Origin of the sequence: Pararhizobium sp. PWRC1-1, assembly GCF_049897905.1 — a bacterium.
Classification (GTDB): Bacteria; Pseudomonadota; Alphaproteobacteria; order Rhizobiales; family Rhizobiaceae; genus Pararhizobium.
On sequence record NZ_JAFCXE010000034.1, the window covers coordinates 1 to 14,100 of the forward strand.

Sequence of the window (14,100 nt, forward strand, 5' to 3'; positions counted from 1 at the left end):
GCGGCAAGCCTTTCAAGGTCATCATCATTGCCCTCGCACGCAAAATACTCGCCATCGCAAACGCAATCACGAGGGACAAAACAATTTTTTCACAAACGTAGAAACACAGTTGCCAGCCAGCCCAAGTCCTTGAGCTGAAATGCTTTTTGACCCGAAGGACGTCGGGTCGCTGGATCCCCGCCACAAGGGCGAGGATGACGGAGCGTGGGGTGCCGCACTCGCCAGACAATCGTTTTCAAGGCTTGTCAGCAGTCTGACGGGATAAAGGGATGGCTTCAGGCCTCTTTTTTCTTTTTCTTGCTCCGATTGTACGCCACCGCTGAACGGATGAGGTCCTTCAGAGCACGCTGGTCGATCGTATCGCCCTCGAAAACATCGATCGCCCGCCACACCTTGCCTCCCAACCCGTTGTTGAACAGCGTGTCCGGATCCGCAAGGTTGGCGCCGTGCGAAAAGGTCAGCTTTACCTTTTCCTTATGGGCATTGCCGACCACCATGTTGCCGTCGCACGACCAGACCGGGCTTCCCATCCACTTCCATTCCTCGATGATGTCCGGATCGGCCTCAAGGATGGCCTTGCGCAGGCTGGCGAGCGCTGCGCCGCGCCAGTCGGTGAGACCGGCGATCAGCACATTAATGTTTTCCGATGGTGTCATGGGTTTCATGCCTCGACGTGTTCTATGCCTGCAGCTCCATTCTATCCACGGACACTGACGCCGACAACACCGCATGCACTGGTCAGAGCTGGGCCTCGATCGCCGTCTTGTCGATAACCGACCAGACGTTCGCAATCTTCCCGCCTTGAAACTCGTAGAACACGTTCTCGGTAAAGGAGATTCTCCTGCCGTTGACGGGCAGCCCCAGGAACATCCCTACCGGCGTACAGTCGAACACCAACCGGCTCGCGATAAAGGGCGGATCCGAGATCAGCAGCTGAATGTTGAACTGCAGGTCGGGAATATCGAGATAGTCGCGCTCTAGCATGTCGCGATAACCGGCCAGTCCGGTCCGCCTGCCGTTATGGCAGGCCTCTTCGCCAACGAACCGCCCCAGATTGGGCCAATCCTGTAGGTTCAGGCAGGCGATGTAGCCCCTGTAGATATCCGAAAGCTTGTTTTTCGTCACGGCACCCATCTCCCGTCTTTCTGGTTGGCGGCAAACGATCAGGTTTGCTAGGGCCCGCGTCGCGTTCAGGCGACCCAATATGATACAAATCCTGGTGCAGATCAGTGCCGTTTTGGCGAAAACACGATCCAGCCGCAATTTTTCGTGACAGAATAGAAAATATTTATTGCTGCTTTCCCAGTGTTTTTCAGCATAAAAAGGCCCTTGTACTGGTAAATGAAGAGCAAACGGCCAGTGGGTTCTCCCTTTCGGCATGCGCGGTAATTCCACACAGCAGCCGAAATCGTCCGGCGCAGGACGTGCACGCACCCCGGAAACCAATATATTCTCCGCGAGATAGATGGTTTCGCGTTGCTTAATGGCGGTGAACCAATATGAGAATTCCTCAAATTTTACGCGAATTTGAATCAAACATATTTCAATCTTTATTCAAGTTTAGTTCGAATTTTCTACTTATTTTAATTTCTTTTGTACTTTATTTTACTTCCAATTTTCGCGAGCAATAAAAAACTCGGTGTCATTGTCACTCCAGAACGGGGAGACAAGCATGACAACGAAATCATTCCTGAAGGCCAGCCTCATCTGCGCGTTTCTTTCTGCAGCAGCGGCACAATCGGCTTTTGCCCTGCCCGCCAACATGATCACCGGCGGCACCACCAATCCGCCGGTCGGACATTATGAATTCTGCCGGAGCCTGCCACAGGAATGCCGCGCAAACCCGGGCAGCAATGGGCCTCTGGCTCTCACCCGCGAAGGCTGGAAGAAAATTCTCGAGGTCAACTACGACGTCAACGAATCCGTGACGCCGCTGACCGACAAGGAAATCTACGGCGTCGAAGAGCACTGGGCCTATCCCGACAAGGTCGGCGATTGTGAAGACTATGTGCTCCTGAAGCGCAAGCGCCTGATGCAGGCCGGCTTCTCGCCCTCAGACCTTTTGATCACAGTGGTACTGCAGCCGAATGGCGAAGGCCATGCCGTGCTCACCGTGCGGACCGACCGCGGCGACTTTGTTCTCGACAACATGCGCAACAAGGTGCTGCTGTGGTCGGAAACCGAATACACCTATCTCAAGCGTCAGTCGGAACAGCATTCCGGCCGCTGGGTAAAGCTTCAGGACGGCCGCACCGTGGCTGTCGGTAGCGTCAGCCAGTAAAGGCGAATAGATACCAGACATTCGCAACCCGGCTCAGGATGCCCGGCTGCGCATGCAAAGGGCTTCGGTCAGTCCCCATCCCCGTCCCAGACCCAAGGCCCTGCTGGCCGGTTCCGCTGTCCCCGGAACCGGCCTTTTCTATTGTCAGAAATTCATGGGGCCATCCGGGAACAGCAACCCGACACATTGGGCGACGACCAGGCCGTAACAACAGGCCCAGCCAACCGCAATCACACCGGCAACAGCGACTTCGATTAAAGACAGTGTGCCGGCCATGCGCATCCGCCAGATGGCCCCGGCAAACAAGGCCGGCCCCGCAAACAGCGCCAGCAACACTGGCAAGAGCCGAAACCGCTCGGCCATTGCCCCATCGTCCACCGGCCAGTGCCGGCGCGCGGCAACGCGGCTGATATCCAGCACGAGGAAGGAGGCGCTGAAACCGGTAACAAGCAGAACGAGGAACGTCGCGATATTCATCGAAAATTAACCATGTTGGGCCAGCGTGACGGTGTTTCCTCGACCAGCAATTTCCGTGCCGCCTCACCTGCTCCATTCCGGCACAAGCCAGCCCGGCGACGATACCTCCTGTTAACGACGATAAGACCGCGAACCATCGATGACAGCTAATTCTGCAACCTCGGGCCATAACGATCACGCTCCGCTGATCTCCTCACGCTTTGTCTACCTGCTGACAGCTGCCGTCGTTGGACTGGCAGCCTTGACGGCTACGATCAGCGTTGCCGGCCGCTGGTATGGAGAAAACCTGGCGCTGGCCGGGCACACCACCAGCGCGGAACCGACCGATATCTTCATCGGTCAGGATCATCTGCGGTTTGCTTCCAATTTCATCCGCTTCGAACAGCAGCGCGTGACCGGCCGCGCCGAACGCGTCGATCTCTACCTCACCTGGCCGGGGCTGCAGGGATACACCGATGAGACACGCGCCTTGTTCAATGATGTCAACCAGCCGCAATCACTGCTTTTCCTCGATATCTCCCAGAGCACGATGTCACGCGACATGTCGGGACGGATCGAGCCGATCTACCAGCATCTTTTCAGCGGCACGATCCTGCCCGGTCCTGCCGGACTGGTGCGGCACGAGATGAAACAGAATTCCGGTTATGGCCAGGAAGTCTTCTTTACTGCCAACCGCGATGGCGACACGCCCTATGCGGTGCGCTGCATGATGCCGGCGACGCCTGGCCTATCGACCAGCGCCGATTGCCAGCGAGATATCCACATCGGCCGCGATCTTGTTGTGCTTTACCGGTTTTCCAGCCAATTGCTGCCACAATGGCAAGCCATCGACACAGCCGTCGTAACATTCCTGAACAACAGACTGATCCCGTGACCGAGCCCCTCGCCGCCAATCCCATGTTCTGGGCCAGCGCCGGCGGATCGCCTGTACCGAAATGCAAAAGAAGTGTCAGACAACAGAAACCAATCATTCATCATAAACCGATTGGTAACGCTATCCCGATACAGTTTCGAGAACGGTCGTTTCGGCAGGCCACGCCCGGACGGCATCTGTGAAAATAGAATGAAGAGTAGTGTAGTGTCCAAATCCATATTCAACGGCTCCGCTCGATGCGCCCCTGTCCTATTCTTCAAGAAGGCGTGCCGGGTGCTTTTGGTATCGCTGGCTGCCACGTTTACGGCAATCCCTGTCGTCTCCGCCGCACAATATGCGGGTATCGTGGTCGATGCGAAGACCGGCAAGGTGCTTTACAGCGAAGACGCCGACAGCCTGCGCTATCCAGCGTCGCTGACCAAGATGATGACGCTCTATCTGACCTTCGAGGCGCTGGAAGCCGGCAAGATCAACAAAAACACTCCCGTTCCGTTCTCCAAGAACGCATCGGCCGAGCCGCCATCGAAGCTCGGCGTGCGCTCCGGCAATTCGATCACCGTCGAACAGGCTATCCTTGCTCTGGTAACGCGCTCAGCCAATGACGCGTCAACCGCACTCGGCGAGTTGCTCGGGGGCTCCGAAGACCGTTTTGCGCGGATCATGACCAACAAGGCCCGAGCGCTCGGCATGACCCGCACGACCTATCGCAATGCCAACGGCCTGCCGAACGACGCGCAGATGACGACGGCGCGCGATCAGGCCCGGCTGGGCATGGCGCTTCGCCAGCATTTCCCGCAATACTATTCCTATTTCTCCACCCGCAGCTTCCGCTTCGGCAAGCAGACGATCGGCAACCACAACCGTCTGCTTGGCAATGTGCGCGGCGTTGACGGCATCAAGACCGGTTACACCCGGGCTGCCGGCTTCAACCTGGTGACCTCGGCCCAGGCTGACGGCCGCAGCATCGTCGGCGTCGTTCTGGGCGGCAAGTCCGGTGGCGCCCGCGACGCACAGATGCGTGCCCTCGTCGCCAAGTACATGCCGGCCGCCTCGCGCCGTGGCGGTGGCAACCTCGTTGCCGAGACTGCGGATGCACCCACCATGCAGGCCCAGGCTGTGACCCAGCCTGCCGAAACGGAGCAGGCCGAAACGGTCGTTGCGGCAACCGGTGGCAGTTTCAACCTTCCGAACAACGGCCCGGTTCCGGATTTCCGCTATAGCGGCGAAACCACGAAGAGCATCGAAGTTGCCTATGCAGCACCGGTCAGGGCCAGCACCAATCCGCTGGTGAGCCAGAAAGTCATGCCGAATACGCTGGAAGCGCAGAGCCGCAAGCTTGCCAAGGCAGCTCCGGTCCCGGCTGCCGATGTCGACAATCAGATCACCAATTCGGTTGCCAAGCCTGCCGCTGAAACGGCTGCTGCCGCCGACAACGCGCCGACCGGCTGGGTGATCCAGATCGGTGCGACACCGGACAAGGGCCAGGCAATGACATTGCTTGAAAACGCCAAGGACAAGGGCGGCAAGGCCCTGCGCGGCGCGACCCCCTTCACGGTGGCTTTCGCCAGCGGTGATGGTCATCTCTACCGGGCGCGCTTTGGCGGTTTCTCCGATCAGAACAAGGCCGTTTCCGCCTGCAAGACATTGAAAAGCAAGGGCTTCGCCTGCTGGGCAAGCCTGCAGTAACAGCATCACAAAAGTTTCGATCAACGGCGTGTTGTGTTTGCCGCTGATCCTCCTCGGATTTGGTTTTGCGTAACGAGGTTAGTTATGGGAATGAATGAGAATGGATCGGGCATGACGCCCGCACCGGACAAAAAGCGGAAATCACCGCGTTCCGGCCTGCACCCCTTGCATGAAGCCGCCATGCGGATCGCCGAGCTCGGCAGCCGCCCCCGGTCGAAGACCAAGGATCTGGTGACGCTGCTTCTGACGCACGGCGCACGGGCATGGCGCTCGACACAGCCGGATGCACAAATCCACGTGCATGTGACGTCGCCGTCGGGACGTTACCCGATCCGGCTGCGGATCCGGTAAGGACTATCGACATACAACGACCAAAGCCCGGCACCGCCGGGCTTTTTTACATTGTGGCTTCCTTGTCAAAGAAGGCCGAGTTCGGCCAGTTCGCGGCGCAGGTCCACCGGCATTTCCGCTGTACCGGCACCCAGCGCCGACAGATCCCGCGGTGCTTCGTTATCCTGAAGGTAGCGCCAGCCCTGAAACGCCCGGCGCGGCTGATAGGTCGTCTCGATGACTTCGGAACCGAGGATCAGATTGCAACGGCCGATCCCCTCTGAATCGGTGAAGGTTTCGATGCCGGTCAGCTGCTGTCGCGCCTGAACCTGCCCCTTGATCACCCAGTAGAGCGATCCACCTTCCAGCAGTTCCTCGACACGCTTCGGCACCATGCGCGTCGTATGGTAGGAATGGGGTTCGAGACCGGCGGCGACGGCCGTCAGTGCTTTGCGCGACACCCATTCGCGAAGGTCGTCGATCGATTCTGCGCCGACGCAGAGCTTGATGAGATGCAATGCCATGGCCGGAGTTGAACACCCGCAAAGCGGTTGCGGTCAAGCCTGTTCTCGACCGCTCCACAGATGGGTACCCGTCAGCACTCGACAACGTTGACGGCAAGGCCGCCTGTCGACGTTTCCTTGTATTTATCGTGCATGTCGACACCGGTCTGGCGCATCGTCTCAATGCAGGCGTCGAGTGGCACAAAATGCTGGCCATCGCCCTTGAGGGCCAGGGACGCCGCAGTGACCGCCTTGACCGCCCCCAGCGCATTGCGCTCGATGCACGGAACCTGGACGAGACCGGCGATCGGGTCGCAGGTCATGCCGAGATGATGTTCCAGAGCGATTTCGGCCGCATTCTCGATCTGCTCCGGCGTTCCCCCCATGACGGCGGCAAGTCCGGCCGCCGCCATCGCAGACGCCGAGCCGACCTCGCCCTGACAGCCGACCTCGGCACCGGAGATCGAGGCGTTGAACTTGATGATGCCGCCGATCGCGGCGGCCGTCAGCAGGTATTCGCGAATGCCGTGATGATCGGCATCCTCGTGGAAATGCAGGTAATAGCGGATCGTCGCCGGAACGACGCCGGCAGCACCGTTGGTCGGCGAGGTGACGACACGACCGCCAGCCGCATTTTCCTCGTTCACGGCCATGGCGTAGACACTCAGCCAATCGTTGGCGAGCAAGGGATTGATCTTGTTGGACCGCCATTCGTCCTGCAACTTGTCATGGATCATGCCGGCGCGGCGGCGTACCTTCAGGCCACCCGGAAGGATGCCGGACCCAGTCAGGCCGCGATCGATGCAGCTTTTCATTGCCGCCCATATCCGGTCGAGGCCTTCGTCGAGTTCTTCGCCCGGCATCGAACATTCCTCGTTCGCCCGCTTCATCTGGGCGATCGACAGGCCTGAATGCCGCGCCATATCGAGCATCTGCTTTGCTGTTGAGAAGGGATAGGGAACCTTGACGCCGCCCGGCTTGGTCTTGCTCGCCTTCATGGCTTCAAGCTCGGTATCTGTCACGACGAAACCGCCGCCGATGGAATAGTAGACGCGCTTTAACAGCAAGCGTCCGTCCTTGTCGAAGGCGGAGAAGGACATGCCGTTGGCGTGACCGGGCAGCGGCACTTTCTTGTCGAAGACAAGATCGGTCTTTGGCTGGAATTCATAAGAAGGATGCCCGGCAGGGGTGATGCGTCCGGTGCGCTCGACTTCTTCGATAATCGGATCCATGTGATCGGGATCGACACGGTCCGGGCGCTCGCCCATCAGACCGAGGATCACCGCCCTGCCCGTTCCATGGCCGATGCCGGTAAAGGCCAGCGAGCCGTGCAGGCTCGACTTGATCGACGCGACGGTGGCATTGACTGGGCGCGGCCAGTCGCTCGACAGGATCAGGTCGAGAAAGCGATTGGCCGCCGACATCGGTCCCATCGTGTGCGAACTGGAGGGGCCGATACCAATCTTGAAGACGTCAAAAACCGAAAGAAACATGCGAACTCCGCCCCGGGACTGCTGGACCGGACAAGATTGCCGGACCACGATCATTGCATCGAAACTAGGCCATCCTATGCCTGCTATCAGGCGATCAACCGACATCCGCTCCCGTGCGTGCGACACGAACGGCTGACGGGTGGCTGTAGCACGATTCCTCGTTGATAAGTCGCCATGCCCGGCTATGGATTTCAAGGGGTGGGGTAAACTTTCGCGATACCTTGCAATTTCGGCAAAGCATGCCAAAAACGAGGCATGACACTTACCGATTATATCGCATTGGCAATCTTTGCGCTGCTGTGGACCGGTTACAACTGGGCCACGGACGGCAAGGTGCACCTCAAGCGCATCAGCCTGACGCGCCTGATGATGGAGAACCGGCGGCGCTGGCTGCTAAACTCCCTCAATCGCGACCTGAAGATGATCGACACGCAGATCGTGGCCGGACTGCAGGCCGGAACCGCGTTCTTCGCCTCGACCACCATCTTTGCGCTCGGCGGCTGTTTTGCACTTCTGGGTGCCACCGACCAGGTCCAGGCGATCATGGGCGACCTGCCCTATGTCTTCCAGGGCGGACGCACAGCCTTCGAGCTGAAGGTCGGCGGCCTTGCCTGCCTGTTTGCCTATGCCTTCTTCAAGTTCGCCTGGTCTTATCGCCTGTTCAATTATTGCTCCATTCTCGTTGGCGGCATTCCGATGATGTCGGACATTCTGCAGGATCGCGCCGGAGCCGAACGTGCCGCCGGCCGAGCTGCCAATATGAACATCCTCGCGGCCAAGCATTTCAATGCCGGCCTGCGCAGCGTCTTCCTGTCGATCGGCTATCTCGGCTGGTTCATCAGCCCCTATGTCTTCATCGCGCTGACGGTCTTCGTCATCTTCGTCCTGACGCGCCGGCAATTCTATTCGGAAGCGCGCGAAGCCCTTCTTGACGACACAAACCCCTGAAAGTCTTGGCCATGAGCCTTGCGACACGTTGCGCCTGACGCAAGCTCGCCGCGCTATGATCCCGCCATTGGAAAAGATAGAGCCATGTCGATTACCAACGCAGTCACCGAAACCGACAATGGAACGGAACCACCGGTCGCCGCAGAACGGCGTGGCCGCATCTGGGCGATTGACGCGTTGCGCGGGTTGGCGCTGATCGCGATGGCGACCTATCATTTCTCCTGGGACCTGGAATATTTCGGTTATCTCGATCCGGGAACGGTCGGCACCGGCGGCTTCAAGATCTATGCGCGGATGATCGCCAGCAGTTTCCTGTTTCTGGCAGGCATCGGCCTTGTGCTTGGCCATTATCCGGTCTTCAAGCCCCGGCCCTTCGCCATCCGCTTTGCCAAGATCGCCGCAGCCGCGCTGGTCATCACCGTCGCGACCTGGTTTGCCTTTCCCGACAGCTTCATTTTCTTCGGCATACTGCATTCGATTGCCGCGGCAAGCCTGATCGGCCTTCTCTTCCTGCGCTTGCCCGTCATCCTGACGCTTTTCGCCGCCGCTGCCGCATTTGCGGCACCATTCTACCTGCGCTCGGCCATTTTCGACTCGCCGGCACTCTGGTGGGTCGGACTATCGGAAACACTACCGCGCTCCAACGATTACGTGCCGCTGCTTCCTTGGCTGGCACCGTTCCTTGTTGGTATCGCCGTCGCCCGCATTGCGCTCCGCTTCGGGTGGTTTGAAAAACTGCGTTCCGATGGCAGCGCGCGTTGGAAAACGATCCTGACTGCCGCCGGCCGTCACAGCCTGATCATCTACCTTGTGCACCAGCCGCTGTTGTTTGCCCTAGTCTATGTCTATGCGCTGGGCTTTCCTGCGGCCAAGCCCGATCCGGTCGAGACCTATCAAAAAAATTGCGTGGCCTCCTGCAGCCTGCAGGAAAACGCGGCGCTCTGCACTACCTTCTGCGGCTGCACACTGGACAAGCTGATGGAAGAGAACCTCTTCGAGCCGCTGAACGAAGGCAAAATCGACGTCAAGACGGATGAGCGCATTGCGCGAATCGCCGGGCAATGCACCATGGAGTCACAACCCAAGGAATAGGATATGAACGCCTATCGCGCCAAGCCGCTGACCTACCCCTGGCCTCCATTTTTCTATATGGCGGCGTTTGCGGGGGCGGTCGGCTTGGGGCGGACATTGCCGATCGCGGTCATGCACGGTCATGGATGGGTGCCCTGGCTGTCGGGCTCGCTGTTGATCATCCTGGCCGTCTGTCTGGATGTCTGGTCGGTAAAGACCTTGATCGAACGGCGCACGGCGGTGATGCCGCATCGCTGTTCGTCGCATCTGGTCACCTGCGGACCATTCCATTTCACCCGCAACCCCATCTATCTCGGCTATACCTTAATGATGGTCGGCTTCGGCCTGATCACGCTCAATCCGTGGTTCTTCATCATGGCCAGCGCCGCCGTCGCGATCATGACGCTGTTTGCCGTCCGTAACGAAGAACGGCATCTCCTGTCCCGCTTCGGCTTTGAGTTCGAACGCTACTGCCGGGCCACCAGCCGGTGGATCTGAACGCTCAGGTACCAACGCCGATTTCGGCCAGACGGGTCAGGCAGGCCTCCTCGACATTGCCGAGTTCTTCCAGCGTTTCCTCGATGTCCTTGCGCTTCTGGTTGAGTTCGTCGCGTTTCTCTTCGACACGCTTCATCAACAACCGCAATTGCCCCGCTTCGCCCGGCGGATCCCGGTAGACCTGAATGATTTCGCGGATTTCAGCGATGGTGAAGCCGATACGGCGGCCGCGCAGGATTTCCATGATCAGGCGGCGGTCTGCCGAACGGAACAGTCTCGTCCTGCCGCGCCGCTCCGGGTGGATAAGTCCCTCGTCCTCATAGAAGCGCAGAGTGCGGGTCGAAACTCCGAATTCCCGTGTCAGCTCCGTAATGGTATAATACTTGTTCACGCCTGCCTCGCCTTGCGCCGCAATCGGAAAATCAGGCGACATGCGCCTGATAATGCTACCGCGGTTGAAGTGTCGCACCGTTCAACTGCCTGATGTGAGGCTGCACCGATGTCAGAACGGCAGTTTGATTGACTTTGACGTAAAAGTCAAACTTTGCCACAGGCATCAACTGACCTGAAACCACCACGTCGCAAGCCCCAGAAAGGCGAGAAAGCCGGTGACATCTGTGACCGTCGTCACGAAAACGGCGGACGAGACGGCTGGGTCGGCACCGAAGCGGTCGAGCAGTAGCGGGATCATGATGCCGGCAAGCGCGGCGGCGATCATGTTGATCAGCATCGCGGCCGCGATGATGCCGCCGATATTGTAGTCCTGGAACCAAGCGCCGGCGACGACACCAATCAGAACGCCGAACAACAGCCCGTTCAACAGCCCGACACCGGCCTCGCGGCGAACGATGCGCCAGGCATTGTGAATATCGAGATCGCGGGTGGCGAGCGCGCGCACGGTCACCGTCATCGTCTGCGAGCCGGCATTGCCGCCCATGCCGGCAACGATGGGCATCAGAACAGCAAGCGCAACGATCTGCTGGATCGTCGCCTCAAACAGCCCGATGACCGATGCGGCCAGAAATGCCGTGAAGAGATTGACCATCAGCCACGGCACGCGCGAACGCGACGTGCTGCCGATCGAATCGGACAGCTCTTCATCGCCAACGCCGCCAAGGCGCATCAAGTCTTCTTCGGCTTCTTCCTGGATGACGTCTACCACGTCGTCGATGGTCAGCACGCCGACCAGCCGGTTGTTCTCGTCGACGACGGCTGCGGACAGAAGGTCGTACTGTTCGAACAGTTGCGCCGCCTCTTCCTGGTCCATCTCGGCCGGAACCGGATGGTTGGTTTCGCGCATGATCGTCTCGATCTTGACCGAACGTTTGGTGCGCAGTACGCGGTCGAGATCGAGCGCGCCGAGCAGCTTGAAGGTCGGATCGATGACGAAGATCTGGGTAAAACTCTCGGGAAGATTTTCGTCCTCGCGCATGTAGTCGATGGTCTGGCCGACCGTCCAGAATGGCGGCACCGCGACGAATTCCGTCTGCATGCGGCGACCGGCCGTGCTTTCGGGATAATCGAGCGACCGCCTCAGCCGCACCCGTTCGGTAAACGGCAGTTTCGACAGGATCTCTTCCTGGTCCTCCTGGTCAAGGTCCTCCAGAATGTAGACGGCGTCGTCGGAATCCATCTCGCCAAGGGCGGCAGCGATCTGTTCATTGGGCAGATGCTCGACGATGTCGAGACGGATCGCCTCATCCACCTCGGTCAGCGACGACAGATCGAAATCATCGCCCAGCAGCGAAACCAGCGCCCGGCGCTGGTCCTGTTGTATTGCCTCCAGCAAATCGCCCAATTCGGATGCGTGCAGGCGAGCAACGTGCTGGCGTAGATAAAGAAGATCGCGGTCGGCAATGGCGGCACCGACATGCATCAGATAGTCGGAGCGCACCGACCCATCCTCAGCGTAGATATCCGAGCCATCATAGGCATCGGCCTCCGGGGAATTGCGGTCTTTGTCCTGGTCGCCGGTACTGCTCATGTGCCCGCCCTCAAAAGAATTGCAGCCATCCAAGACGCCGGCTGAACCGGACGGGAGCAGGAAGGCAATGTCATCGACCGATGGCCGCAGCCCGCTTGAAAAGCCGAACCGCCCTGTCCTGCTAACCCAACAAACCGGTGAGGTCCACAACCCGATGCGCTGCCAATCCGATCGTACCGCCGTTTTTGCTCAAGCTGTTGCAAAATCATGTGAAATGTTTAGCTCTGGCGAAGCGAAAAACCATGGAGCCAACCTTTGTCCGTACGACCGATCCTGCGTTTTCCCGATCCGCTTCTATCGATGCCCACCAGCAAGGCAGTGCAATTCGATGCGGAGCTTGCGGCGCTGGCGGCAGACCTGCTCGACACCATGCGCGCAGCACCCGGTATCGGCATCACCGCGCCGCATATCGGCGTGCTGCAGCGCTTGACCGTGATCGAGCTCGATGCTCCGTCCGGCACAAAAATCTACGTCAACCCCGAAATCACATGGTCATCGGCTGAAACGATATCGCATGCAGAAGGCAGCGTCTCCATGCCGGGCATAACCGAAGATGTTATCCGGCCTAGCCAGGTGCGCGTCCGCTATCAGACGATAGTCGGTGAAGTGAAGGAAGACGAAGCCGACGGCCTGTTGTCCATCTGTCTTCAGCACGAGATCGATCAACTCGACGGCATCTTCTGGCTTCAAAGGTTGTCGCGCCTGAAGCGCGACCGGGCGATCAAGCGTTTTGCAAAGCAGGGGAAAGCGGCTGATTCTTGAAAGGAAGGCTCAAAAGGACCGGAGCACAGAGCTGGCGCCTGATACCGGCGACGCTCCAGCTATGCCTTTTGCGACCAGGCATTGCCGAAGCGAAAAAGAGCCTGCCACCCAGATCAGGTGACAGGCTCCAAATCGCCTCGCAAATACAGATCGCTGAAAAGCACCTCAATACGCAAAGTCGAAAACGCTTTCGCTAGAAAATGCCGTTCCGGTTTCGGCCAAGGAGACAGCCTAAACAAATTAAGCCTCCCTTATTCACAAGTCCATTCACCATTGGCTGACGCATGAAAAGCATCGTGATGGCCGCGCCGAAGCAGCAGACGCCGATAGACGTGCGGATGCGCGACTGGATGTCAGCGATCGATTTCCTGCTGACGCGACTTAATTAGCAGAGTATAAAATAACAGCGGACGATAGGAGGGAACCTGCAATGAAACGAGGCATGTTTATGTTGGCAGCGATACTGCTTGCTTCATGCACAGCGGTGGAGGTGGAGCCGATCCCTGGCAGCATCACCTACAATGGCCAGCCGCGCACCAAGTTGACGAAGTCGCCAGCCGGCAGCACGTTCAGCCACACGTTCCACGATCAGCGCGGTAACTACTGGAGCGAGACCTACCAAATACAGCCTGATCGCTCCCTCAAGATCATTTCCAGGCGCAGGGCCGAAGACTTCAGGCTGAATGAAAATGGTCGGTTGTAAAAGGCGTGAATAGTGGAGCGTTCACTACCCCCGCAGCGGCGCCTAAAACTAAATTAAACTGGCGATCGAAAGTGCCCCTTGGGCTGGTTGAAGGTTTTGTCTTCCCTCAGGACCAAGCCTCGATTGGTTGCGGCACCATATGTAGCAATGTGCAACCGCAGGCTCAAACGGCACCCCGCGCGCCGCGCGAGTTTTTCTCCGGCGAAGTGGATGTGTTGCTCCGTCGTGCCGCAAATGGCATTCGATCCGGAAAAGCTGTCCGACGCTTGGACTTGACGTGGGACACATCGAAGATCAACGTATTGACAAGACAACAAAAAACCCGCCGAAGCGGGTTTTAGTTGGTGCGGTCGAGAAGACTCGAACTTCCACGGGTTGCCCCACAGCGACCTCAACGCTGCGCGTCTACCAATTCCGCCACGACCGCATCGTGGTAGATGCCGAACTGCTCCGGCGGGGCTGCATGTAGCAAAAGCATTTGGGGTGCACA

Annotated in this window: 16 protein-coding genes and 1 tRNA gene; 9 read left to right on the forward strand and 8 right to left on the reverse strand. The window is 58.7% G+C overall.

The features are described 5' to 3' along the window. Positions 1-275 precede the first annotated feature (275 nt). Positions 276-656, reverse strand: a complete 381-nt coding sequence (locus tag ACP7E0_RS32000; protein ID WP_426131130.1) for a DUF1801 domain-containing protein — start codon at positions 654-656, stop codon at positions 276-278. Between the two features lie 82 nt (positions 657-738). Beyond that, positions 739-1,125 (reverse strand): ester cyclase, encoded by a 387-nt coding sequence (locus ACP7E0_RS32005; RefSeq protein ID WP_426131132.1) that lies wholly within the window; start codon positions 1,123-1,125, stop codon positions 739-741. A gap of 547 nt (positions 1,126-1,672) precedes the next feature. On the opposite strand from ACP7E0_RS32005, the gene ACP7E0_RS32010 reads away from it, so the two are divergent. Next, entirely contained in the window at positions 1,673-2,281 is a 609-nt protein-coding gene (locus tag ACP7E0_RS32010; RefSeq protein ID WP_426131063.1) for a transglutaminase-like cysteine peptidase, read from the forward strand. A 144-nt stretch (positions 2,282-2,425) separates the two neighbouring features. Here ACP7E0_RS32010 and ACP7E0_RS32015 read toward each other — a convergent pair whose 3' ends face one another. After that, positions 2,426-2,758, reverse strand: a complete 333-nt coding sequence (locus ACP7E0_RS32015; RefSeq protein ID WP_426131065.1) for a DUF6949 family protein — start codon at positions 2,756-2,758, stop codon at positions 2,426-2,428. Between the two features lie 139 nt (positions 2,759-2,897). Between ACP7E0_RS32015 and ACP7E0_RS32020 the strand changes: the two genes are divergently transcribed. From ACP7E0_RS32020 to ACP7E0_RS32030, 3 genes are all read left to right on the forward strand, one after another. Continuing rightward, positions 2,898-3,632 (forward strand): hypothetical protein, encoded by a 735-nt coding sequence (locus tag ACP7E0_RS32020; protein WP_426131066.1) that lies wholly within the window; start codon positions 2,898-2,900, stop codon positions 3,630-3,632. Between the two features lie 189 nt (positions 3,633-3,821). After that, positions 3,822-5,318: a D-alanyl-D-alanine carboxypeptidase gene (locus tag ACP7E0_RS32025; RefSeq protein ID WP_426131068.1), complete on the forward strand. Its 1,497-nt coding sequence runs from the start codon at positions 3,822-3,824 to the stop codon at positions 5,316-5,318. An 84-nt stretch (positions 5,319-5,402) separates the two neighbouring features. Then, positions 5,403-5,669, forward strand: coding sequence for a hypothetical protein (locus ACP7E0_RS32030; RefSeq protein ID WP_060505114.1), 267 nt, complete (start codon positions 5,403-5,405; stop codon positions 5,667-5,669). Between the two features lie 65 nt (positions 5,670-5,734). On the opposite strand, the gene ACP7E0_RS32035 is transcribed toward ACP7E0_RS32030, so the two are convergent. Both ACP7E0_RS32035 and ACP7E0_RS32040 read right to left on the reverse strand, forming a co-directional pair. Next, positions 5,735-6,172, reverse strand: a complete 438-nt coding sequence (locus tag ACP7E0_RS32035; RefSeq protein ID WP_426131070.1) for a DUF1489 family protein — start codon at positions 6,170-6,172, stop codon at positions 5,735-5,737. 71 nt (positions 6,173-6,243) lie between these two features. Beyond that, complete coding sequence (locus ACP7E0_RS32040) at positions 6,244-7,644, reverse strand: L-serine ammonia-lyase (protein WP_426131072.1); 1,401 nt, start codon at positions 7,642-7,644, stop codon at positions 6,244-6,246. Between the two features lie 255 nt (positions 7,645-7,899). Between ACP7E0_RS32040 and ACP7E0_RS32045 the strand changes: the two genes are divergently transcribed. The 3 genes from ACP7E0_RS32045 (at position 7,900) to ACP7E0_RS32055 (ending at position 10,161) form a co-directional block, all read left to right on the forward strand. After that, positions 7,900-8,592: a DUF599 domain-containing protein gene (locus tag ACP7E0_RS32045; RefSeq protein WP_426131074.1), complete on the forward strand. Its 693-nt coding sequence runs from the start codon at positions 7,900-7,902 to the stop codon at positions 8,590-8,592. 84 nt (positions 8,593-8,676) lie between these two features. Further along, the gene (locus tag ACP7E0_RS32050; RefSeq protein ID WP_426131076.1) at positions 8,677-9,684 is read left to right on the forward strand and encodes a heparan-alpha-glucosaminide N-acetyltransferase; all 1,008 of its coding nucleotides are present in this window, start codon (positions 8,677-8,679) and stop codon (positions 9,682-9,684) included. A 3-nt stretch (positions 9,685-9,687) separates the two neighbouring features. Beyond that, positions 9,688-10,161 (forward strand): methyltransferase family protein, encoded by a 474-nt coding sequence (locus ACP7E0_RS32055; RefSeq protein ID WP_426131078.1) that lies wholly within the window; start codon positions 9,688-9,690, stop codon positions 10,159-10,161. 4 nt (positions 10,162-10,165) lie between these two features. On the opposite strand, the gene ACP7E0_RS32060 is transcribed toward ACP7E0_RS32055, so the two are convergent. Both ACP7E0_RS32060 and mgtE read right to left on the reverse strand, forming a co-directional pair. Beyond that, entirely contained in the window at positions 10,166-10,552 is a 387-nt protein-coding gene (locus tag ACP7E0_RS32060) for a MerR family transcriptional regulator (protein ID WP_060638414.1), read from the reverse strand. 165 nt (positions 10,553-10,717) lie between these two features. Continuing rightward, a complete protein-coding gene (gene mgtE / locus ACP7E0_RS32065) occupies positions 10,718-12,145 on the reverse strand; it encodes a magnesium transporter (protein WP_426131080.1) in 1,428 nt (475 codons plus the stop codon). Positions 12,146-12,400: 255 nt separating this feature from the next. On the opposite strand from mgtE, the gene ACP7E0_RS32070 reads away from it, so the two are divergent. Beyond that, positions 12,401-12,907, forward strand: coding sequence for a peptide deformylase (locus ACP7E0_RS32070; RefSeq protein ID WP_426131082.1), 507 nt, complete (start codon positions 12,401-12,403; stop codon positions 12,905-12,907). A 430-nt stretch (positions 12,908-13,337) separates the two neighbouring features. After that, positions 13,338-13,610, forward strand: a complete 273-nt coding sequence (locus tag ACP7E0_RS32075; protein ID WP_426131084.1) for a hypothetical protein — start codon at positions 13,338-13,340, stop codon at positions 13,608-13,610. Between the two features lie 342 nt (positions 13,611-13,952). On the opposite strand, the gene ACP7E0_RS32080 is transcribed toward ACP7E0_RS32075, so the two are convergent. After that, positions 13,953-14,037 (reverse strand) — tRNA-Leu (locus ACP7E0_RS32080). Positions 14,038-14,100 lie beyond the last annotated feature (63 nt).

Bases quoted from the DNA above. Each gene is read 5' to 3' on its own strand.
- ACP7E0_RS32015 (WP_426131065.1), bottom strand. From the start codon at position 2,758: ATGAATATCGCGACGTTCCTCGTTCTGCTTGTTACCGGTTTCAGCGCC.
- ACP7E0_RS32035 (WP_426131070.1), bottom strand. From the start codon at position 6,172: ATGGCATTGCATCTCATCAAGCTCTGCGTCGGCGCAGAATCGATCGAC.
- ACP7E0_RS32010 (WP_426131063.1), top strand. From the start codon at position 1,673: ATGACAACGAAATCATTCCTGAAGGCCAGCCTCATCTGCGCGTTTCTT.
- ACP7E0_RS32075 (WP_426131084.1), top strand. From the start codon at position 13,338: ATGAAACGAGGCATGTTTATGTTGGCAGCGATACTGCTTGCTTCATGC.
- ACP7E0_RS32025 (WP_426131068.1), top strand. From the start codon at position 3,822: ATGAAGAGTAGTGTAGTGTCCAAATCCATATTCAACGGCTCCGCTCGA.
- ACP7E0_RS32000 (WP_426131130.1), bottom strand. From the start codon at position 656: ATGACACCATCGGAAAACATTAATGTGCTGATCGCCGGTCTCACCGAC.
- ACP7E0_RS32055 (WP_426131078.1), top strand. From the start codon at position 9,688: ATGAACGCCTATCGCGCCAAGCCGCTGACCTACCCCTGGCCTCCATTT.
- ACP7E0_RS32050 (WP_426131076.1), top strand. From the start codon at position 8,677: ATGTCGATTACCAACGCAGTCACCGAAACCGACAATGGAACGGAACCA.
- ACP7E0_RS32020 (WP_426131066.1), top strand. From the start codon at position 2,898: ATGACAGCTAATTCTGCAACCTCGGGCCATAACGATCACGCTCCGCTG.
- ACP7E0_RS32030 (WP_060505114.1), top strand. From the start codon at position 5,403: ATGGGAATGAATGAGAATGGATCGGGCATGACGCCCGCACCGGACAAA.
- mgtE (WP_426131080.1), bottom strand. From the start codon at position 12,145: ATGAGCAGTACCGGCGACCAGGACAAAGACCGCAATTCCCCGGAGGCC.
- ACP7E0_RS32045 (WP_426131074.1), top strand. From the start codon at position 7,900: ATGACACTTACCGATTATATCGCATTGGCAATCTTTGCGCTGCTGTGG.
- ACP7E0_RS32040 (WP_426131072.1), bottom strand. From the start codon at position 7,644: ATGTTTCTTTCGGTTTTTGACGTCTTCAAGATTGGTATCGGCCCCTCC.